This window comes from Polycladospora coralii (assembly GCF_014773435.2).
Classification (GTDB): Bacteria; Bacillota; Bacilli; order Thermoactinomycetales; family Thermoactinomycetaceae; genus Polycladospora; species Polycladospora coralii.
Genome location: NZ_JACXAG020000003.1, coordinates 1 through 20,414 on the forward strand (window position 1 = coordinate 1; position 20,414 = coordinate 20,414).

Sequence of the window (20,414 nt, forward strand, 5' to 3'; positions counted from 1 at the left end):
CCCACGTGTTACTCACCCGTTCGCCGCTAAATCCGTACCCGAAGGTACTTCATCCGCTCGACTTGCATGTATTAGGCATACCGCCAGCGTTCGTCCTGAGCCAGGATCAAACTCTCCATATAATGGTAAGCTTGTAAGCTCATTTAAAAATTGAACAGGTCATGTGTCACTCTTTAGTTTTCAAGGAACATTTCAGTTGTTACCGCCTTATCGTGGCGACAAGTAATATAGTATCACGCAAACAAATAGGTGTCAAACATTTTTTAGCAAATAAGGGCAGAATTTTTTCATCTCATGCTCTTAAATCACTTATCCAACTAACAAGATTTTCGTAGCAATGAGGTACAACACACCAGGAATACCTAGTACACCTGTAATAAATGCAGTTATAGGATTAATAGGGATATTTAAATCAATATATTGTCCCACTAAATTGATAAGAAATAATGCAATTCCGCCTACAGCTGTATATAAAATACCATAAATCATCCACTTTATAGGCTTTTTATAAGATTGACTGATTATCATGAAAAATAGGATTCCACCTACGCCTAGCAATACCCAATATTTCATTTCCATCCACATTTTTTAACCTCCGCTACTTTAAGTTCAGTTTAATCTATGTGGACAGCCTTATATGTATGCTTAGCCGTTGAGATAAAATAGGAGTATATCGCAAAATCGATATACTCCTATTTTTACAACTCTCTTCTTCCTTCAAGCGCTTTTGTTAATGTCACTTCATCTGCATACTCTAAATCTCCACCCACTGGCAGACCATGTGCTATTCTCGTCACTTTTAATCCAAATGGTTTGACCAGTTTTGACAAGTACATGGCTGTAGCTTCTCCTTCAATATTGGGATTGGTAGCTAAAATAAGCTCTTGTACTTCATCATCTCCCAGTCGCCTTAGTAAATCTGGGATTTTGAGTTCATCAGGTCCTATTCCTTCAATTGGGGATATCGCACCATGTAAGACGTGATACAACCCATTAAATTCATGCGTTCTTTCCATCGCCATCAAATCTTTCGTATCCTGTACCACACATATAATCGTTCGATCTCGCTTTTTGTCACTACATATATAACAAGGATCTTGGTCCGTTATATTTTCACATATTGAACAGGAATGTAGATCTCTTTTTGCACGGACAAGCCCTTTAGCTAAATCCAATACGTCATCTTCTTCCATTGTGAGCACATAAAAAGCTAACCTTTGTGCGGTTTTAGGACCTATTCCTGGTAAACGCATGAAGCCCTCTATTAATTTCGATATCGGTTCAGGAACATACAATTCCATTCACGCTCCTTCACTTAAAAAAGGCCGGGTATGTTCATTCCCCCAGTAAATTTACCCATATCTTTTGCTACTAAGTCGTCTACTTGCTTCATTACATCGTTAAAGGCAGCAGTAATTAAATCTTGTAACATTTCCACGTCATCTGGATCAACCACATCTTGTTCAATTTCAATACCTAGTAGTTGTTTATGTCCATTCATCGTTACCTTAACGACTCCACCACCAGCTGTTCCTATGAATTCTTTTTTTTCTAACTCAGCCTGAGCTTTCGACATCTCCTGTTGCATTTTTTTTACTTGTTTCATCATTTGGTTCATATTTTTCATTTTACTTATCCTCCTCTATTTACAATCGTAACCAATACGCTCCAGTAACCAATTTCAGATGGGAAACGCAATATCATGTTCCTAACTCGCTTGTACTTCAACCATTTTCTCGCCAAAGATTTCAATCGCCAAACTTACAATATCATTTTTTAGCGTGTTTGCGGTATGATTTACCTCAATTTCATCTCGTTTTGAGTCGTTACTCACTTTTTTTTTAGGATTTATATTTTCCCATTCATCACTCATGCATGTCAAAAGTTGCGTTTTCACGCCTAACAGATCCGACAAAATATGCTCAATCATTTTCTTGTTTGCAGGTTTATCCGTTGTCTCGCGATGAATTTTGCTTTTAAACACAACTAACACTGTGTTGTCAGTAGCTGCGACCGGTTCTCCATCAATGAGCCAAGCATGAACGGTAATTCGCTCCACTTTCACACGTTGCAGTAAATCTCCCCATATTGAGCGTACTCTATCTAGCTGTACCTCAGAACGATCTTCTAACCACTTTTTATCTAACCGACTTTTAAGAGTAGGTGTGGTGGAATTGGAATGGGTTTCACTCACAGATTTTGCTTTTTTATGCTCTTCTGTTCGTAATTGTGGTGGTTGTTTCTCCAGAGCCGCAACCGTGCGTTCAAGCTGACTCACCTTTTCTAGTAATTGATTCATTTCATGTATATCCGCACGATGCTCTCTTAAAGTAAAGTTCGCTAATTCAATGATCAACATTTCAAGTAAAATACGTGGATGAGAAGACCACTTCATTTTTTGTTGATAATCAATTAAAACATTTAAAATGTCTGTTAGTTGTGTTGTAGGAGTAGCCGTTAAATGGTTCTTCCCTTCATCCTCAGATAAGAATGGAACTTGTGCTTCTAACAAACCCGGAGCAGCTTGAAACAACAAGATGTCCCGAACCGCTTGAACCAAATCGGAAATCACTTTCTCAGGTTCGATTCCACTTCGTATAATCTGATTGAGCCGGGTTAAAGCGGCACTGATATCGCCATCTTTAACTGAAGCTAAAATATGATGTAAATTTTCACTGGAAGCAGATCCAGTAACCGATAGAACAGCGCTCTCTTTCAGACTATCTCCGCCAAACGCTAATGATTGATCAAGCAAACTGAGGGCATCACGCATCCCTCCATCTGCTACTCGTGCAATGAAGGATAGGGCGGATTCCTCATATGAGATATTTTCAGCTTGGCATATCGTTTTTAGTCGCTTTACAATCGTTTCGATAGTAAAACGCTGAAAGGAGAATCTTTGACAACGTGAAATAATTGTCGCCGGAAGTTTGTGAGGTTCAGTTGTAGCCAGTATAAAGATTACATGTCCTGGTGGTTCCTCTAGTGTTTTAAGTAATGCATTAAATGCTTCTGTTGTGAGCATGTGAACTTCATCAATAATGTAAACTTTGTATCGTACTTCACTTGGCGCATACTTCACTTTATCTCTCAGATCACGAATCTCATCGACCCCACGATTGGAAGCAGCATCGATTTCGACAACATCCATCAAAGCCCCTTCTGATATAAGACGACATGCTTCACAACGGTTACAAGGTTCTGCATCTGGCCCCAATTCACAGTTAACCGCCTTAGCTAATAACTTAGCAGCACTCGTCTTTCCAGTTCCCCTGGGTCCCGTAAACAAATATGCGTGTGATAGATGCCCTTCGTTAAGAGCATTAGTCAACGTTTGTGTGACATGTTCTTGTCCAACCAAATCCGAAAATTGTCGTGGCCTCCAAACTCGATATAACGCCCGATAGGACAAACGCTTTCACCTCGCCCCCCATGATAGGGCTTTTTTTGTACCTCTTCTATCATACTATATTAAAACAGTGTTTTTCAAAACGAGCGAGGCATATCTTTTTTAATATGCTAAGGGAAGATGAACTTGAAATACAGATCCTGTTTCGTGTGAAAAGACTTGTATCTCTCCCCCAATTTCAGTTAGAATTTGTCTGCAAATAGGAAGACCAAGCCCAGTCCCATTTTCCTTTGTCGTAAAGAAAGGATCAAATATCTGAGCGATCAATGCATCATCCATTCCCACTCCGGTATCTTCTATTTCAACAACAATTTTTTGCTCGTCATTTAATTGATGGGTACGTAGCACCAGCGTGCCACCGTCAGACATCGCTTCTATTGCATTTTTGCACAAATTGAGAAAGACCTGCTTCAACAATTCCCCGTCCGCTACTACATTAACACCTGCTTCATGATTCTTCTCAATTAAAACGGACACGTTATATAATAAAGCTTCATTTTCAATGATTGGGAGAATTTCTGCAAATAAATCTTCAACCCCCACTGTACAAACCCGGATATCTCGTGGTTTACTTAGCAAGAGAAACTCCCTAACTAACTGGTTAATTCGGTCAATTTCCTTCTGCATAACCTCAATATAGCTTTGCTCTTTATATAAACCGTTGTCTTGTAACTTGTGTCCAATAACTTGCAAGAACCCTTTTATAGCCGTTAAAGGATTACGAATTTCATGTGCAGTACCAGCCGCCATTTGTCCAATTGTTGCTAGTCCATCTTTGTGACGCACTTGTTGTTCTAATAATTTTTGCCTGGTCACATCTTCAAAGACGATATAATATCCACTCTTCTTTTTGTTTGTGTTGTAGACGGGATGTATGGAAACATTAAAATAACAAATTCCTCGCCCCACTGCCCACTCTAATTGAATAGATGACGCTTTTTCTTTAGAAGAGTGCAAAAAAGTGGCTAAGTGATCATATTCAGCTTGATCCTGGTCTAAATGACCAATAAGACTTTCAAGCGATGCGTGGTTTGAACCGAAATTAGATAAGCCTAACCACTGACACACTTTTTGATTTAATTGTAAGACTTGGTTTTCATTATCAAATGCCATAATACCCAATTGTAAGTGAGAAATAATCTGTGTACTCATTTTCATGTAAGAAACATCAGAATTACACGGTAATACATGCAATCGATCACGATCATCTTTATCGTTAAATACTTGTATGTCAGTTTTAATCATCTTTACACCACCACATAACAGCTTCCCTTTCATCCAGCAAATAGAAATTTGATATACACAACCTGTACAGTTAGAAAGAGGAAGTCACATTGTCAAAATAAAGGTCTCCCAATCATTCAACTTCAACTGTTTTGATTTTTCCATACGGGACATTGTGTATTTGGATCATCAACACCAGTGATTCAACTTATTCCTACTCGATTATATATTGAAATATATACACAACAACTTAACATTTCAGCACATATTAACAAATGTATCCAATTTTCACTATTTGCTTAATTCGCTTTTTATTCTTACCTTCCTTCTTTAAACAAAACTTTTTTAATATTTATCGCATATAAAAAAACCTTTTCGTAAAAAAGGGTTGATTCGACTTAAATCATATGAGCGTGCACCAGCCTTCGACACCGGAAGCCCGAGCGGGCACTATCCTATCTGCTCAGACCAGGCACTCCTACGGCACACGAGGATTCTTCCTTAGTGCTGCTTCCGTCAGGACCTGACACGGTTCAAAAGCTCTCGTTGCGTAGGACCCAATCTTCAACACAGATCGAATAGACCAGACCTCGCACAATCGATGCCTCAGGCAGGAATTCAATCCCGTTAAGGCGGATTACGGGTTACAGGGCACCGCCAGCTCCCCATCTAGCACGCCTATTAACTATAACACATCATACATTAAATCTTCAAGTGCATGAATACCTTCTTCATAATTCTTCATGTTTTCATTTTATCATGTTCGTACTATAATAGAGATCGATTATAATGGGAGTGGTCATTGTGGATTTTTCCAAGATTGGGCATAACATTCGAGAACTGAGAAAAAAGATGAATATCTCCCAAGCAGATTTAGCTGATGGCATCTGTACACAAGCACAGATTAGTAAGATTGAGAACGGCTGTGTTTATCCGTTATCTACAACACTATATATGATTGCGAACAAGCTGGGTGTAGATATCAACTATTTTTTTGATATCTGTGAGACCCCTCGATTAGATTATGTCACAGATGTGATCGAGCTAATTCGTGATTATCTACGTAATAGAGAGTATGAAAAGGTGTACAACATTGTAAAAGCAGAACGTAATAACCCCCTTTTTCAAACGGTGCGCAATAAACAATTCTTATTGTGGAATGAGGGGATTTGCGTGTTTCGTATTCATCAGGATAAAGAGAAAGCGCTAATGTTAATGAAAAAAGCCCTCTCTCTCACTTTAAATTCCGTTTACTCTATACGTGAGATGGAAATTATAAATAGCATTGGTAATGTATATACCAGCACCAGCGAGTATCACAAAGCAATCCCTTATTACAATCAAGTGATCGAGCAATATAAAGCTCTTCCCGTTAAAAAAAATGTTGAAATTATTAATCGCGTCTACTATAACTACGCGCGTTGCCTAACATTCACAGGCAAATTAGAAGATTCTGTTTATTATTGCGATCAAGGTATTAAAAACTGTGTATATTATGAGTCTATGCATACTTTAGGTGAACTCTTCTATCAAAAAGGCGTGAATTTACAACAACTAGAGCAAATAGATGCCGCCATTTCGTACTTACAAAAAGCAACTTACATATTTGACTTACAACACAACATGAAATATGTTGAAGAAGTCGAGCTGGAAATTGCGGCTTTATTGTCTGGAAAGGAAGATACAAATTGAATCAAACAGAGATATTATTTTGTGGTGCGGGGCGTATGGCTAATGCTATCATTTCAAGAATATATGAGGACCCTGCATTTTGCGTCACCGTTACGAATCGGGATAATCAGTCACGACTTCAGGATTTAAAAGATCGTTATCAAATTGAATTCGTAACCCATTGGTCCCAATTTATTGCAAAAGCCGATATCATCATTCTAGCGTTTCCACCTGAATTACACAAAGAAGTTTTAACAGAAATGAGGCCCTATATTCAGAACCAATGTGTCATCACCATAGCAGGTGGCTATACCTTGTCTGCACTCGAAAAATTACTTCCTCCAAAAACAGCAGCAGCATGGCTGATGCCCAATACAGCATCTCAATTAGGAGAGTCTATGACGCTTTATACCTGTAATCAATATGTCGCCGCTACCGAGCGTGAAAAAATAGTGCATTTATTAAAGCGAATTGGATCGTATCAACTATGTACCGAAACACAAATACAAAAACTGACAGCGATAACCGGAAGTGCAAGTGCCTTTCTTTATTATTTTGCTGAATCTCTAGAGCAAATTGCAACTTCATATGGACTGTCTGAAACCGATGCTCGTCAAATGGTCTCGCAAATGATTTATGGTTCCGCTCATCTACTCCAACAAGGGGATTCCCCTGCCTTTCTACGCGATCAAGTTACAACACCTGGTGGATCGACGGCGGCAGGCGTTGAAATCTTAGAGCAAAATCAGTTTAAAACACTGATGCAAAAAGCCGTACAAGCTACAAACGAACGAGCAGAACAGCTATCTAACTTGAAATGAGTTTATGTTGCCAAAGTGTAAGCAAATAAGAAAATGCCCTTCTCAGCTGAGAAGGGCATTTTCTTATTTGGCGGAGAGGGTGGGATTCGAACCCACGGTACGCTCACACGCACGACGGTTTTCAAGACCGTTGCCTTAAACCACTCGACCACCTCTCCATGGACGAATTAGCAAGCTACAATTAACTATTATACATGTTTTTTATCGCATGTCAAGCTATTACTTTTTCGTCCGTTCATTTTTATTACTTGTTAATGTGCGTTCGTCCTCCCATATATGAGCGCAATACCTCAGGGATACGGATGCTACCGTCAGCCTGCTGACCATTTTCTAAAATAGCCGCTACCGTACGATCAATGGCAAGGCCTGATCCGTTTAAGATGTGCAGAAATTCTGGTTTGTCCTTTTTGTTTTGACGGAAGCGAATATTGGCACGCCGAGCTTGAAAATCTACTGTATTACTACAAGAAGAAATTTCCCGATAGGTGTCGTTACTTGGCATCCATACTTCTAAGTCATAGGTTTTAGCAGCTGCAAACCCTAGATCACCTGAGCATAAGTTCACCACACGATACGGAAGCTCTAGCTTCTGCAAAATCGCTTCTGCTTGAGCGGTCATCTTTTCCAATTCATGATAGGATTCATCTGGATGCGTAAATTTAATCATTTCGACTTTGTAAAACTGATGCAGACGGATTAAACCTCTGGTATCTCGCCCGGCAGATCCAGCTTCCGAACGAAAACAAGCACTAAATCCTGCATACTGAAGAGGTAGGCTTTCACCGTCTAAAATTTCATTTTGATGGTAATTTACGATCGCAGGTTCTGATGTGGGAATAAGGTACTTGTCGTCACCTTCCACTTTAAACACATCTTCTTCAAATTTAGGTAATTGTCCAGAACCAAGTAATGTACCTCGATTCACAATATTGGGTGGTAAAATTTCTGTAAATCCATACTGGTCTGTATGTAAATCCAGCATAAAATTCATCAAAGCCCGCTCTAAACGAGCCCCTAATCCTTTATAGAAAACAAAACGCGTTCCCGAAACTTTAGCTCCGCGCTCAAAATCAAGTAAATCAAGTTCTTCTGCTAATTCCCAATGTGCTTTTTTAGCAAAATCAAACTGGGGAACTTCTCCCCATTGACGCACAAATTGGTTTTCTTCCTCATCTTCTCCCACTGGAACAGATTCATGCGGTAAGTTAGGTAATGTCAACATCATATGGTGCACGTTCTCATCGATTTGCCGTAAATCATCATCTAAGCTTTTTATTTTATCTCCTACCTGCCGCATTTCCAAAATCTCTTGATCTGCATTTTCTTTTGCTTTTTTCTTCTGCGCAATTTCTTTAGAGACGAGATTTCGCTTATTTTTTAGCTGTTCTACTTCTTGAATAATCTCACGTTTTTGTTGGTCTAAGTTATGAACCTGATCGAGTTCGTCGAATTGACCCTTTCGCTTTTGTAATTGTGTTTTTACATCACTTAATTGATTTCGAACCTGTTTGATATCTAACATCACTTTAACCTCCTTGATAATAGAAAAAAGACCTACCATCCCTAGGTAAGGGACGGTAGGCCCGCGTTGCCACCCTTGTTGATCGCGAAGATCCACTCTTACGATGTAACGGTCGTTAACCGGAAACCTTTCACGTCTCACTCAAAGGGTGGATTCCTTATTCGACTTAGAGCGATTTCCACCTACCATCGCTTCTCTGTGCTAAATCGGGATAAGTACTAGTCCTTCTCTCTGCGTTCAAATATGGATAATTGTAGTATACCCTATTTTAATGAATTTGCAACCAGTGAATCCTTTACCATATTTACAAAATACTGATGAACTCTTAGGTCATCTGTAAGCTCTGGATGAAATGCTGCTCCCATTACAGTTCCTTGTCTAGCAGCAACGATTTTGCCATCCATTTTGGCTAGAATATGTACTTCAGGACCTACTCTTTCAATATAGGGTGCCCGAATAAACACAGCCGTAAAATTGTCTCCAACTCCCTCGATACTCAAGTCTGCTTCAAAACTCTCCTTTTGACGTCCAAAAGCATTTCGTTTGACTGCAATGTCTATTAAGTTGAGGTGTGGCTCTGTGAGTCCCTCCACTTGATTGGCGACTAATATCAAACCTGCACATGTTCCAAAGATAGGCTTACCTTGTTGATGCATATTGAGGATTGGCTCTTTCAACTGGTACTGATTCATGAGCTTGGCAATAGCTGTTGATTCGCCCCCTGGAATAATCAAACCATCTAAATCTTGTAGTTGCTCTGCTCTCTTTACAGCCGTTGCTTCTGCGCCTGCTTGATTTAATAAATGGATATGCTCTCGAACCGCTCCTTGTAGTGCTAAAACACCAATCTTCATATTTACCAACCTCGTTCTTGCATACGATCTTCAGCTTTAATCTTTGAAATTTCTAGTCCTGTCATCGGCGTACCAATATCTTTAGATAACTCGGCTAAAAGCGCAAAGTCTTCATAATGCGTCGTTGCTTCTACAATTGCTTTCGCAAACTTCTCTGGTTTCTCCGATTTAAAGATACCAGATCCCACAAAAACACCATCTGATCCTAAGTGCATCATCAAGGCAGCATCAGCTGGTGTAGCTACTCCACCGGCAGCGAAGTTTACAACGGGTAATTTTCCTGTTTCATGAATGTGGAGTAGCCATTCATAAGGCGCACCTAGTTCTTTTGCTTCCGTCATCAGTTCATCACGAGACATATTGACAACTTTACGAATCTGTCCTTGCATCATACGCATATGACGAACCGCTTCTACAATATTCCCAGTCCCTGGCTCCCCCTTGGTACGAATCATAGATGCACCTTCTCCGATTCGGCGCAAAGCCTCTCCTAGATTACGTGCACCACAAACAAACGGAACCGTAAACTGTGATTTCTCCAAATGGAAAACTTCGTCAGCTGGTGTTAATACTTCACTTTCATCTATATAATCTACACCCATCGCTTCTAAAATACGGGCCTCGACAATATGTCCAATTCTCGCTTTGGCCATCACAGGGATCGTTACCGCCTTCATAACTTCCTCGACAATGGTCGGATCAGCCATCCGTGCAACCCCACCGGCAGCACGAATGTCGGAAGGTACTCTCTCTAGCGCCATTACCGCAACAGCACCTGCCTGTTCAGCAATTTTTGCTTGTTCGGCATTTACGACGTCCATGATGACGCCACCCTTTTGCATTTCAGCCATACCTCGTTTTACACGCTCTGTTCCCACTTGACGTATTTCGCTCATCATACCTGCCTCCTCATTTATCTCGACCATATGTAATGGATCGACCCTGTACTTACTAACGCTCATTTTAAAGCAAAGGGTTGCACTTGACAACTAGTCGATATTTCTTGCAAATATGCAAATACATATACATTCAGCTAAGAAGTTTTTACTCCTTCATTCCATAAAATACAGATAATCGGTTTTCTTCTGTTTGCTGGTATGTAACCTGCACTCCCGCCAATGCGAAGTGGGAGGCTTCCTTCATCCATATGTTAAAACCAACTCCTTATCTCATCTCCTCCTTTACGAAAAAATAAACGAAGCCAGCTCGCTTCTTCTACACCTGTCGTAGTAACAATATCAACGGGTATAACCCCCTCTATTTCTTTACCTTCGTAATATACTGTAGCTTGTCCGACCACTTGATCAGACTTAACTGGTGCTTTTAAACCGGGTTCTAGCATCACTTTTACTTCATATTTATCTTGCTCAGCATTTATTGTAGGCAAACGTAGGGAATCCTTGGGCACGATGACCACTTCACGTTCTACACCATTAGGTAATGGTAAAACTTTGCCGTTTTCGATACTTTTATTTTTAGTAATCCACTCTTTTGGTTTAAAGTTCTCAAAACCAAAGTCAAATAACTTTTTTGTCTCAGTAAAGCGTTTACTTTTAGAATGAGTCCCCATCACGACGGTGATATAATGACGATCCGCTCTTTTTGCACTACCTGTGAAACAATATCCAGCTGAATTGGTATGTCCTGTTTTTACACCATCTACACCTGCATATGCATACTTCAAACCCGTTAACATCTCATTCCAATTCGTTACTTTTTGTTCCCGAAGGGTTCCTGGTCGAAATGTATAGGTTGACAAAGAAGTAGTCTTAACAACTTGAGGATGCGCTTTAATTAATTGAATAGCTAAGGTAGCCGCATCACGGGCAGACATAACGTGTTTGCTCGTACATTCTGGTGGATCGCGATATAAATGTGGATCTAAACCCGTCGCATTACAATACGTCGTATCATCCATTCCTAAAGCTTTCGCCTTCTCATTCATCATTTTCACAAAATGTTCTTCACTACCTGCAATATGCTCTGCTAATGCCACAGCAGCATCATTGGCAGATTGAACGGCCATCGCAACAAACAATTCCCTAACCGTTTCTTGCTCACCTGTTTGCAAATAAATTTGTGCTTGGTCAATCCCTTCGACACGAGCACTTACCGTTACTTGTTCTTCCCACGATAACTTACCTGATTTGATTTGATCTAAGACTATAAATTCAGACATCATTTTGGTCATGCTAGCAGGTGGTCTCGCAATATGACTGTTTCTTTCAGCAAGCACAACATTCGTCTCATAATCTAATAATATAAAGGATTCCGCCTCTACTTCAGGTGAAGATAGTGCATATGTAGTTGGAATTCCTGGTAATATATGAAACATCAAAAGAAATAAAATAATGATTCGATATGTGTTTTTTTTCACAATTTATGCTCCATTCCTACTTTATATGATGGTAACACATTTGCAAAAACTTCAATTCATCTATTCAGCAATATGACATAAAAATAGAAACCGGTCTGGTTTCTATTTTTATGTGAGCCTATTTATATATTATCATTTATACATGATAGTTAGGGGCTTCTTTCGTAATTTGAATGTCATGTGGATGGCTTTCGCGTAATGAGGCATTTGTAATCCGAACAAATTGCGACTTATTTTGTAAAGCTGAGATATCAGATGATCCACAGTACCCCATCCCTGCTTTTAAGCCTCCTACTAACTGGTATACCGTATCTGCTACAGGGCCTTTGTATGCTACACGCCCTTCAATCCCTTCTGGCACCAGTTTGTTCTGATCTTCTTGGAAATAGCGATCCCGACTTCCAGACTGCATCGCACCAATCGAACCCATTCCTCGGTAAACTTTAAATCGTCGCCCTTGAAAAATTTCTGATTCCCCAGGTGATTCTTCTGTTCCCGCTAAAATACTGCCTAACATGACTGCCTCAGCACCCGCAGCAATTGCTTTTACAATGTCTCCAGAATAGCGAATTCCACCATCAGCGATAATGGGGATTCCGTATTCACGAGCTACCGTAGCACAATCATAAACAGCTGTGATTTGGGGAACACCAATTCCAGCAACAACCCGTGTGGTACAAATCGATCCAGGTCCGATTCCAACCTTAATCACATCTGCCCCAGCTTCGATAAGTGCTCGTGTTGCATCACCCGTTGCCACATTACCGGCCATAATGGTTAGGTCGGGATACTGCTTCCGAATATCCTGTACAGCTTGAATCACACCTATAGAATGACCATGAGCAGTATCAATTACAATCACGTCTACTTCAGCTTCAACTAATGCTTTCACACGCTTCATTGTATCCTTCGATACACCCACAGCAGCACCTACAATTAAGCGTCCTTGCTTGTCTTTAGCAGCATGTGGGAATTGAGTTGCTTTTTCAATATCTTTAATTGTTATTAAACCTTTAAGGATGTTTTTTTCGTTTACGAGAGGAAGTTTTTCGATTTTGTAAGTTTGAAGTATTTCTTCCGCGGTTTTAAGTGTCGTACCTACTGGAGCAGTAACCAGATTTTCTTTTGTCATGACTTCATCGATCGCAATAGAAAAATCACGAACGAAACGCAAATCACGGTTGGTTAGGATACCCACTAGCTTTTGTTGTTTGTCCACAATCGGGACACCAGATATGCGATACTTAGCCATCAGAGCTTCAGCATCATGTACTTTATCGTCTGGGTGTAAGAAAAATGGATTCGTAATAACACCACTTTCTGAGCGTTTTACACGATCTACCTCTTCTGCTTGCTCTTCAATCTCCATATTCTTATGAACAATCCCCATTCCGCCTTGTCTGGCGATTGCAATAGCAAGTGCTGATTCAGTAACCGTATCCATTCCTGCACTCAGTAATGGAATATTTAACTTAACATGTGGTGACAGTTGAACTTTTGTTTCGACATCGCGTGGCAAAACTTCTGATTTAGCAGGTAAAAGTAGTACATCATCAAATGTTAGTCCTTCTTTTGCGAATTTATCTTTCCACATATACAATCCATCCTCTCTCCAGCACCCTATTTTTGTTGCAAGTTTATCAAACGGTAAAAATTCATGTCAAGTTATTTAAAACGACATATTGGGGAAGCGAAGGGAGTTATCCACAATATATGTGTATAAGTCATGTGCATATGTGGATAACTTTAAAAAATATGGCGTATCTCTTCTTATTTTTTTACATTTATTGGGAAAATTTTGCTATTCATCCAGGATTCGAATAATTTTGTTTGCTACTTCGCCTTCCCTTATAAGTTCATAGTGATTATAATTTGGAAAATCGGCTACATGAACCGCTCCAGTTATAGTAGCTTCCCCAGAAAAAACAACGCCATCACTATCTTGTCCATATTTCAAGGATAATAAGGTCCACCCGACTGCAAGTTCACCACTCACTCCGCGATCGATCCAAGAATCTGCGTCTCCTGCTATCGTATAGCATTTTCCATCTCGATAAAAAGGGCTATTTTCAACTGGGTATAATCGGTTAAATTTTTCCACATATGCTGGAGTCATGCTTTTAATCCCTTCCTGACCTTTTACAAAATAGGCAAGCCATTCAAACTCACGCGCTAGAGGCGTCCCCTGGTGCGGGGTAGCAATTGTAACTAAATCGTGTACTTGGTTCGGCAATAAATAGACGACTTTCCTAGCCACTAAACCGCCCATACTATGCGCAGCAATATCAAAGACGGGGTCTAGCTTCTGCTTCTGTTGCAACAGCTTCAGCTTTTTAGATACAATCTCTGCTTGTTCTTCAATGGATTGAATACCAGCAGTAAAGTTACGATCCCCAATAAATGTAACCACTTTTCCACCGATTATCTCCGTTGCAATCTTGTCTGATTCATTCGCATAAACAACAAACACGTTTTGCGAACCCTTACTTAGCACAAGTTGCTGTAGGAATTCATAGCTCCATTGGTGACGATTATTATATCCATGAATGAGAACCAAGTCATGTGTGTCCTTCTGAGGCATTGCTGTACTCGGGTAAAAAAAACCAACCATACAGCCGCAAATCAGAAGTAGGGGCAACAATCTTTTTATCATCTTATTTGCACGTCCTTATATCGCTAACGTGATCATATTCAAGTATGTCGATTTGCATGATTTTTTTCAATTGACTATCGTGTAGTTTGGATCATCGACACTACTGGATAATATTACATCATTTGTTCATAATAAAGTGAAAACAATGGAAAGGATTTTTTACTAATGTCATTTTCAAATGATTTTAGCAATCGCATAATGGATCCATATTTATTTTATGAGAATCATGCGTATGTACGTCAATTCTTAATGGACAAATATCGAAAATTAGACTTAAGTAATAACAACACAATAGCGTATCGGAATACCGAAACCTTTACTTCTTATGTACAACAAGCACATATCCAATTCAAAACCGCCCATCTTGTTGATCTTACGATCAAACCATTAATGCTCTATTATGGCGCGATGAACTTGATCAAAGCGTATCTTTTAACAGTCGATCCAGATTATCCACGAAGCAGTGCCGTCCTTCAACACGGATTATCGACCCGCAAAAAAAAGAAAATTCCTTTTCTCTTTCTACAAGATGAGATTCGTATCCAGAAAGAAGGACTGTTCCCGCTTTTTATGTCTTATCTCAATCCATCTATTTCAGTAGATCATCGTTATCATGTCAAAGATTTACTCAGTTTTATACCTGATATGCAAGATAGTTATCATTTCCTTCTAAAAGAGCAAACGCTAGTGCCAATCGAAATCATGCAACAAGAACCTACTTCAAAAAGGATCAAATGGCGTGTTCATGAAACGATTTTAGATCGAGTAAATCTAACCCCTACAAGTTACGAAAGTCATTTGAATCGATTCGGGCATTATTTCAAGTATGCCAGTTCAACATCGCCTTACATCTATTACACGTGGCAACATCATGACAGTTTGTCCATACAGCATCCCTGGTTTGTCAAAAATAAACAAGGTGATTATTTGTTATGGATCCAAAATAATCACCTTGCCTATCCTTTACCGCAAGTAGCTACTCAATTTATGCTACTATTTTCGCTCAGTATGCTATGCCGTTATGACACCCCTTTGTGGCGTGATGTCATACTAGGAAATTGGCATACGGAAAGTATATTAGTGAGACAAGCAATTGAGCTGATTATGGATCAATGGCCTCGTCTCATTTTTGATCTTATGCATTAATCTTCAAGTTCATCGTCCGCTTCTTCATCAGCGATTTGCACCTTCGCAACAGTAGCAACTTCACCACCGTCTACCTTAATCAATCTCATGCCTTGTGCATAGCGGCCTAATACAGAGATCTCGGAAATATTTAACCGGATTACGACACCTGCTTGCGTAATAATCATGAGATCTTCTTCATCCGATACGACTTTGTGTCCAACAACATTTCCTTTTTTCTTGGTAATACTTAAGGTTTTTATCCCTTTACCTCCACGAGATTGTACGCGATAATCATCAATTGGGGTTCGTTTTCCATAACCATACTGGGTGACGATAAGCACATTATGATTAGGTAAAATGATATCCATATCAATTACTTTATCATCTTCGGCTAGTGTTATTCCTTTTACACCAGTTGCAGACCTACCCATTTCACGTACGTCGGACTCATGGAATCGAATCGACATACCTTGACTAGTCCCCATAATCACTTCTTGCTCACCATCTGTTAAACGAACACCTACCAACTCATCACCATCACGAAGTTTGATGGCAAATAAGCCATTCCTTCTGATGTTTTCAAACCCAAGTAAGGCTGTCTTTTTCACAACACCATGAGCAGTACCAAAGAATAAGAACTGATCATTTGTAAACTCTTTTACAGGGATAATGGCATGAATATGCTCATCCTGAGCAATTTGAATGAGGTTGATGATCGGTGTCCCCTTAGCCGTTCGCCCTAAATCAGGCACTTCATAAGCCTTCATTCGATATACTCTACCTTTATTGGAGAAGAAAAGAAGATGGTTATGAGAATGGGTAACAAATAAGGTTTGTACAAAATCATCTTCCCTAGTACCCATTCCGGTTATGCCTTTTCCACCCCGTTTTTGTGCGCGATAAGTAGAAAGCGGCATCCGTTTAATATAGCCCCGATGTGTCAACATAATCGTAACTTCATCTTCTGGAATTAGATCCTCATCTGCAATCTCAGACTCATCTATGACGATGTTTGTGCGACGTTCATCCCCGAATTTTTGATTGATCTCGGTAATCTCGGTTCGAACCACATCACGAATTTTTTCCTCGCTCGCTAGGATCGCTTTTAATTCTGCGATTAACTTTTGCAACTCACGGTATTCTTCTTCAATTTTTTCTCGTTCAAGTCCGGTCAGACGTTGTAATCGCATATCTAAAATGGCTTGCGCTTGTTTCTCAGAAAGGCCGAAATTCGTAATTAAACCTTGCTTCGCTTCCTGTGTTGTTTGTGAGCCGCGGATTAATGCAATCACTTCATCAATTCGATCTAGCGCAATGCGATATCCCTCTAAAATGTGTGCTCTTTCTTCAGCTTTGTTAAGGTCAAATTGTGTCCGTCTTCGGATCACTTCAATTTGATGCTTGACATAGTAATGAATCGCTTCTCTTATATTTAAAACACGTGGTTGCCCCTCTACCAGAGCAAGCATATTCACACCAAAACTAGTTTGTAGAGTCGTATGTTTATACAAGTTATTTAACACAACACGAGGATTTACATCACGACGTAATTCAATCACCACACGCATACCATTGCGATCGGATTCATCACGTAGATCCGTAATTCCTTCTACTTTCTTATCACGCACTAGATGTGCAATTTTCTCTACCAGCTTCGCTTTATTTACCTGATACGGCAGCTCTTCCACGATAATGCGCATCTTGCCATTATTCGCTTCCTCAATGCGCGTTTTAGCCCGCAGTTTAATACTTCCTCTACCAGTATGGAACGCTTTACGAATGCCTTCGTACCCTAAGATTGTCCCACCAGTTGGGAAATCAGGGCCTTTGATAACGTTCATTAACTGTTCTACTGTAACATCTGGATCATCGAGCATCATAAGAATTCCCGCAACAATTTCACGTAAATTGTGTGGCGGAATGTTCGTTGCCATCCCTACTGCGATGCCAGCTGCACCATTTACGAGCAGATTGGGGAACCGAGCAGGAAGAACAAGTGGCTCTTCCTGCTGTCCGTCATAGTTGGGACCATAGTTTATGGTATCTTTTTGAATATCTCGCAATAACTCCATTGTGATAGGAGCCATCTTGGCTTCTGTATAACGCATAGCAGCAGGTGAATCTCCATCCACCGAACCAAAGTTTCCATGTCCATCTACTAGCATATAACGATAAGAAAAATCTTGCGCCATACGTACCATCGCATCGTACACAGCAACATCCCCATGCGGATGATAATTGGCTGTTACGTTACCTACAACACGGGAAGATTTTTTGTATGGTTTGTCAGGTGTCATTCCTAATTCATAAATCGTGTACAAAATACGCCGATGAACAGGCTTTAACCCATCACGTACATCTGGTAAAGCACGACTAACGATTACGCTCATTGCATAATCCAAAAAAGAGCTTTTCATTTCTTCACTTATGTTAATATCTTGTATTTGCTCCACATTTTTCAACTCCTCGATCTAACAACGAAAAAGCCACTATACATCTAGTGTTGCATTTTTTGCATACTCTTGAATAAAGTCACGTCTTGGTTCTACCTGATCGCCCATCAACATTTCAAACACTTGATCTGCCTGTATCGCATCTTCTAAAGAGACCTTAAGCAAAGTACGACTCTCAGGATCCATGGTTGTTTCCCACAATTGAGAAGCATTCATTTCTCCCAAACCTTTATAACGTTGTATTTCAATCTTGCCTTTCCCAGTCATCTCGGCCATTACTTTTTCTTTCATACGATCATTATAAGCATAGCGAATTGTTTTCCCTTGCGAAATCTTATAAAGCGGAGGCTGAGCAATATAAACATAACCTTCTTCTATCAACTGACGCATATAGCGATAGAAAAATGTGAGAAGTAAGGTTCGAATGTGGGCCCCATCAACATCGGCATCCGTCATAATAATAATTTTATGATAGCGTGCTTTCTCGATGTTAAAGTCATCGGAGATCGAGGTGCCTAATGCTGTAATAATCGTACGAATTTCCTCATTGGACAAAGCTTTATCTAATCTTGCTTTTTCCACATTAATAATCTTACCTCGCAGGGGTAAGATAGCTTGAAACATCCGGTCTCTTCCTTGTTTTGCAGTTCCTCCAGCAGAGTCACCCTCAACAAGATAAAGTTCACTATTTTCAGCATTACGGGAAGTACAGTCTGCTAATTTCCCGGGCAATGAACTCACTTCTAAAGCATTTTTACGGCGAGTTAAATCACGCGCCTTACGTGCTGCCTCACGCGCTCGAGCCGCAGTTACCGCATTACCAATCACTTTCTTGGCAACGGCTGGATGTTCATCGAGGTAAGTTTGAAAATGCTCTGTAAAAACTTGCTCCGTAATCGTTCGTGCTTCGCTATTTCCTAGCTTCGTTTTGGTTTGACCTTCGAATTGTGGATCACCTATTTTAATGCTAATCACAGCGGTTAAACCTTCACGCACATCGTCCCCAGTTAAATTGCTGTCTTTGTCTTTGAGTAAGCTATTACGACGCGCATAGTCATTTATCACACGTGTTAAGGCTGATTTAAAGCCAGACTCATGCGTTCCTCCCTCATGTGTATGAATGTTATTGGCATAAGAGTAGATGTTGGACGAAAAAGAGTCGTTATACTGTAGTGCAATCTCTACATGTAACGCCTCCTTTTCCGCTTCCATATGGATAGGAGGTTGGTGAATAGTCTGCCGATTGCGATTGAGGTACTCCACGTAGGATTGTATTCCACCTTCATACTGAAAGGTATCCTGCTTCTCCTCCTCAGGTCTTTTATCTGTTAAGATAATGGTTACACCTTTATTCAAAAAAGCTAGCTCTCGAATACGAGATTGTAGCGTATTGTAGTCATACTCTGTCGTTTCGGTAAAGATCGTAGGGTCTGGTTTAAACGTAATTTTGGTTCCTGTTTGTTTCGTAGAACCAATCACTTTTAAGTCAGCAGTTGGAACCCCTTTTTCATATCTTTGAAAGTGAATATTTCCATCACGATTTACTTCTACTTCCAGCCAATCTGAGAGTGCGTTTACAACGGATACCCCTACACCATGAAGGCCTCCTGAAAATTTATAGCCTTCGCTATCAAATTTCCCTCCAGCATGTAGTACGGTCATAACTACTTCTACTGCAGGTCGCCCCATTTTCTTGTGAATACCAACTGGAATGCCACTGCCATTATCTACGACAGTAATACTATTGTCAGGATTGACGATGATGTCGATTGTATCACACCGACCTGCTAGCGCTTCGTCAATACTATTATCGACAACTTCCCATACCAGATGGTGTAGACCTCTACTTGAAGTTGAGCCAATATACATACCTGGTCGTTTCCGTACCGCTTCTAGTCCTTCTAGTACTTGAATTTGTGACTCATCATAATTGGTGTGTTGTGCACTCAATTGAGACACCTACTTTCATCAAAATAAATATATCCCCCCTACTTCTATGAGTGGGGCAGGAGAGGGATTTCCTAAGTTTGGATAATCAATACCTCTGATCGTTACTGACTTTCATGAACTCTTTTTTTTAAAGTCATAGATGAAATTGGAGAAGTGTATATCTTGTTCTGTGTAATCACATAGGATTTTACTTCATCTGCCGTTAAATTTTCTATTTGACCTCGTTCAATCGCACGCTCAATGAATGGAACTTTCGTTTGACTTTTTCGTGCATGGCTCGCATCTAAAATGGCAATAATCTCGCGGATGCGTAACATATGGTTGCCACCTAAGTGAATAAACATCAGTAAAA

General features: G+C 40.0%; 17 protein-coding genes, 1 tRNA gene, 1 rRNA gene, 1 other RNA gene and 1 other annotated feature. Of the genes, 3 read left to right on the forward strand and 17 right to left on the reverse strand.

The window, feature by feature from the left end:
• The 7 genes from IC619_RS08120 to ffs form a co-directional block, all read right to left on the reverse strand.
• A 16S ribosomal RNA gene (locus tag IC619_RS08120) occupies positions 1 to 122 on the reverse strand; the annotation flags it as partial.
• Between the two features lie 187 nt (positions 123 to 309).
• Positions 310 to 585, reverse strand: coding sequence for a pro-sigmaK processing inhibitor BofA family protein (locus tag IC619_RS08125; RefSeq protein WP_191139380.1), 276 nt, complete (start codon positions 583 to 585; stop codon positions 310 to 312).
• A gap of 113 nt (positions 586 to 698) precedes the next feature.
• The gene (gene recR / locus IC619_RS08130; RefSeq protein WP_191139410.1) at positions 699 to 1,295 is read right to left on the reverse strand and encodes a recombination mediator RecR; all 597 of its coding nucleotides are present in this window, start codon (positions 1,293 to 1,295) and stop codon (positions 699 to 701) included.
• A gap of 20 nt (positions 1,296 to 1,315) precedes the next feature.
• Positions 1,316 to 1,627 (reverse strand): YbaB/EbfC family nucleoid-associated protein, encoded by a 312-nt coding sequence (locus tag IC619_RS08135; RefSeq protein WP_191139381.1) that lies wholly within the window; start codon positions 1,625 to 1,627, stop codon positions 1,316 to 1,318.
• 81 nt (positions 1,628 to 1,708) lie between these two features.
• Positions 1,709 to 3,412, reverse strand: a complete 1,704-nt coding sequence (gene dnaX / locus IC619_RS08140; RefSeq protein WP_191139382.1) for a DNA polymerase III subunit gamma/tau — start codon at positions 3,410 to 3,412, stop codon at positions 1,709 to 1,711.
• Positions 3,413 to 3,511: 99 nt separating this feature from the next.
• Entirely contained in the window at positions 3,512 to 4,654 is a 1,143-nt protein-coding gene (locus tag IC619_RS08145; protein WP_191139383.1) for an ATP-binding protein, read from the reverse strand.
• A 390-nt stretch (positions 4,655 to 5,044) separates the two neighbouring features.
• Positions 5,045 to 5,311, reverse strand: an RNA gene (gene ffs, locus IC619_RS08150) — signal recognition particle sRNA large type.
• A gap of 126 nt (positions 5,312 to 5,437) precedes the next feature.
• Here ffs and IC619_RS08155 point away from each other — a divergent pair.
• Positions 5,438 to 6,325, forward strand: coding sequence for a helix-turn-helix domain-containing protein (locus tag IC619_RS08155; protein ID WP_191139384.1), 888 nt, complete (start codon positions 5,438 to 5,440; stop codon positions 6,323 to 6,325).
• On the forward strand, positions 6,322 to 7,125 hold the full coding sequence (proC, locus tag IC619_RS08160) for a pyrroline-5-carboxylate reductase (protein WP_224749603.1): 804 nt from the start codon (positions 6,322 to 6,324) through the stop codon (positions 7,123 to 7,125). Before IC619_RS08155 ends, proC begins: the two co-directional genes overlap by 4 nt.
• Before the next feature lie 68 nt (positions 7,126 to 7,193).
• Here the strand turns inward: proC and IC619_RS08165 are convergent.
• From IC619_RS08165 to IC619_RS08195, 7 genes are all read right to left on the reverse strand, one after another.
• Positions 7,194 to 7,283, reverse strand: a tRNA-Ser gene (locus tag IC619_RS08165).
• Between the two features lie 86 nt (positions 7,284 to 7,369).
• A complete protein-coding gene (serS, locus tag IC619_RS08170) occupies positions 7,370 to 8,647 on the reverse strand; it encodes a serine--tRNA ligase (RefSeq protein ID WP_191139385.1) in 1,278 nt (425 codons plus the stop codon).
• Positions 8,648 to 8,692: 45 nt separating this feature from the next.
• Positions 8,693 to 8,888 (reverse strand) — a binding site (T-box leader).
• Positions 8,889 to 8,910: 22 nt separating this feature from the next.
• Complete coding sequence (gene pdxT, locus IC619_RS08175) at positions 8,911 to 9,501, reverse strand: pyridoxal 5'-phosphate synthase glutaminase subunit PdxT (protein WP_191139386.1); 591 nt, start codon at positions 9,499 to 9,501, stop codon at positions 8,911 to 8,913.
• Between the two features lie 2 nt (positions 9,502 to 9,503).
• Complete coding sequence (gene pdxS, locus IC619_RS08180) at positions 9,504 to 10,397, reverse strand: pyridoxal 5'-phosphate synthase lyase subunit PdxS (protein ID WP_191139387.1); 894 nt, start codon at positions 10,395 to 10,397, stop codon at positions 9,504 to 9,506.
• 254 nt (positions 10,398 to 10,651) lie between these two features.
• A complete protein-coding gene (locus IC619_RS08185; RefSeq protein ID WP_191139388.1) occupies positions 10,652 to 11,878 on the reverse strand; it encodes a serine hydrolase in 1,227 nt (408 codons plus the stop codon).
• Positions 11,879 to 12,014: 136 nt separating this feature from the next.
• Entirely contained in the window at positions 12,015 to 13,472 is a 1,458-nt protein-coding gene (guaB, locus tag IC619_RS08190) for an IMP dehydrogenase (RefSeq protein ID WP_191139389.1), read from the reverse strand.
• A gap of 207 nt (positions 13,473 to 13,679) precedes the next feature.
• On the reverse strand, positions 13,680 to 14,531 hold the full coding sequence (locus tag IC619_RS08195) for a PGAP1-like alpha/beta domain-containing protein (RefSeq protein ID WP_191139390.1): 852 nt from the start codon (positions 14,529 to 14,531) through the stop codon (positions 13,680 to 13,682).
• Between the two features lie 165 nt (positions 14,532 to 14,696).
• Between IC619_RS08195 and IC619_RS08200 the strand changes: the two genes are divergently transcribed.
• The gene (locus IC619_RS08200) at positions 14,697 to 15,677 is read left to right on the forward strand and encodes a YaaC family protein (RefSeq protein ID WP_191139391.1); all 981 of its coding nucleotides are present in this window, start codon (positions 14,697 to 14,699) and stop codon (positions 15,675 to 15,677) included.
• Here IC619_RS08200 and gyrA read toward each other — a convergent pair.
• From gyrA to remB, 3 genes are all read right to left on the reverse strand, one after another.
• The gene (gyrA, locus tag IC619_RS08205) at positions 15,674 to 18,112 is read right to left on the reverse strand and encodes a DNA gyrase subunit A (protein WP_430624108.1); all 2,439 of its coding nucleotides are present in this window, start codon (positions 18,110 to 18,112) and stop codon (positions 15,674 to 15,676) included. The two genes, IC619_RS08200 and gyrA, sit on opposite strands and share 4 nt — an antisense overlap.
• 36 nt (positions 18,113 to 18,148) lie before the next feature.
• On the reverse strand, positions 18,149 to 20,071 hold the full coding sequence (gene gyrB / locus IC619_RS08210) for a DNA topoisomerase (ATP-hydrolyzing) subunit B (RefSeq protein WP_191139393.1): 1,923 nt from the start codon (positions 20,069 to 20,071) through the stop codon (positions 18,149 to 18,151).
• Between the two features lie 92 nt (positions 20,072 to 20,163).
• Positions 20,164 to 20,406, reverse strand: a complete 243-nt coding sequence (gene remB, locus IC619_RS08215) for an extracellular matrix regulator RemB (RefSeq protein ID WP_224749605.1) — start codon at positions 20,404 to 20,406, stop codon at positions 20,164 to 20,166.
• Positions 20,407 to 20,414 lie beyond the last annotated feature (8 nt).

Bases quoted from the DNA above. Each gene is read 5' to 3' on its own strand.
- IC619_RS08125 (WP_191139380.1), bottom strand. From the start codon at position 585: ATGTGGATGGAAATGAAATATTGGGTATTGCTAGGCGTAGGTGGAATC.
- IC619_RS08135 (WP_191139381.1), bottom strand. From the start codon at position 1,627: ATGAAAAATATGAACCAAATGATGAAACAAGTAAAAAAAATGCAACAG.
- IC619_RS08145 (WP_191139383.1), bottom strand. From the start codon at position 4,654: ATGATTAAAACTGACATACAAGTATTTAACGATAAAGATGATCGTGAT.
- serS (WP_191139385.1), bottom strand. From the start codon at position 8,647: ATGTTAGATATCAAACAGGTTCGAAATCAATTAAGTGATGTAAAAACA.
- pdxT (WP_191139386.1), bottom strand. From the start codon at position 9,501: ATGAAGATTGGTGTTTTAGCACTACAAGGAGCGGTTCGAGAGCATATC.
- pdxS (WP_191139387.1), bottom strand. From the start codon at position 10,397: ATGAGCGAAATACGTCAAGTGGGAACAGAGCGTGTAAAACGAGGTATG.
- guaB (WP_191139389.1), bottom strand. From the start codon at position 13,472: ATGTGGAAAGATAAATTCGCAAAAGAAGGACTAACATTTGATGATGTA.
- IC619_RS08195 (WP_191139390.1), bottom strand. From the start codon at position 14,531: ATGATAAAAAGATTGTTGCCCCTACTTCTGATTTGCGGCTGTATGGTT.
- IC619_RS08200 (WP_191139391.1), top strand. From the start codon at position 14,697: ATGTCATTTTCAAATGATTTTAGCAATCGCATAATGGATCCATATTTA.
- remB (WP_224749605.1), bottom strand. From the start codon at position 20,406: ATGTTTATTCACTTAGGTGGCAACCATATGTTACGCATCCGCGAGATT.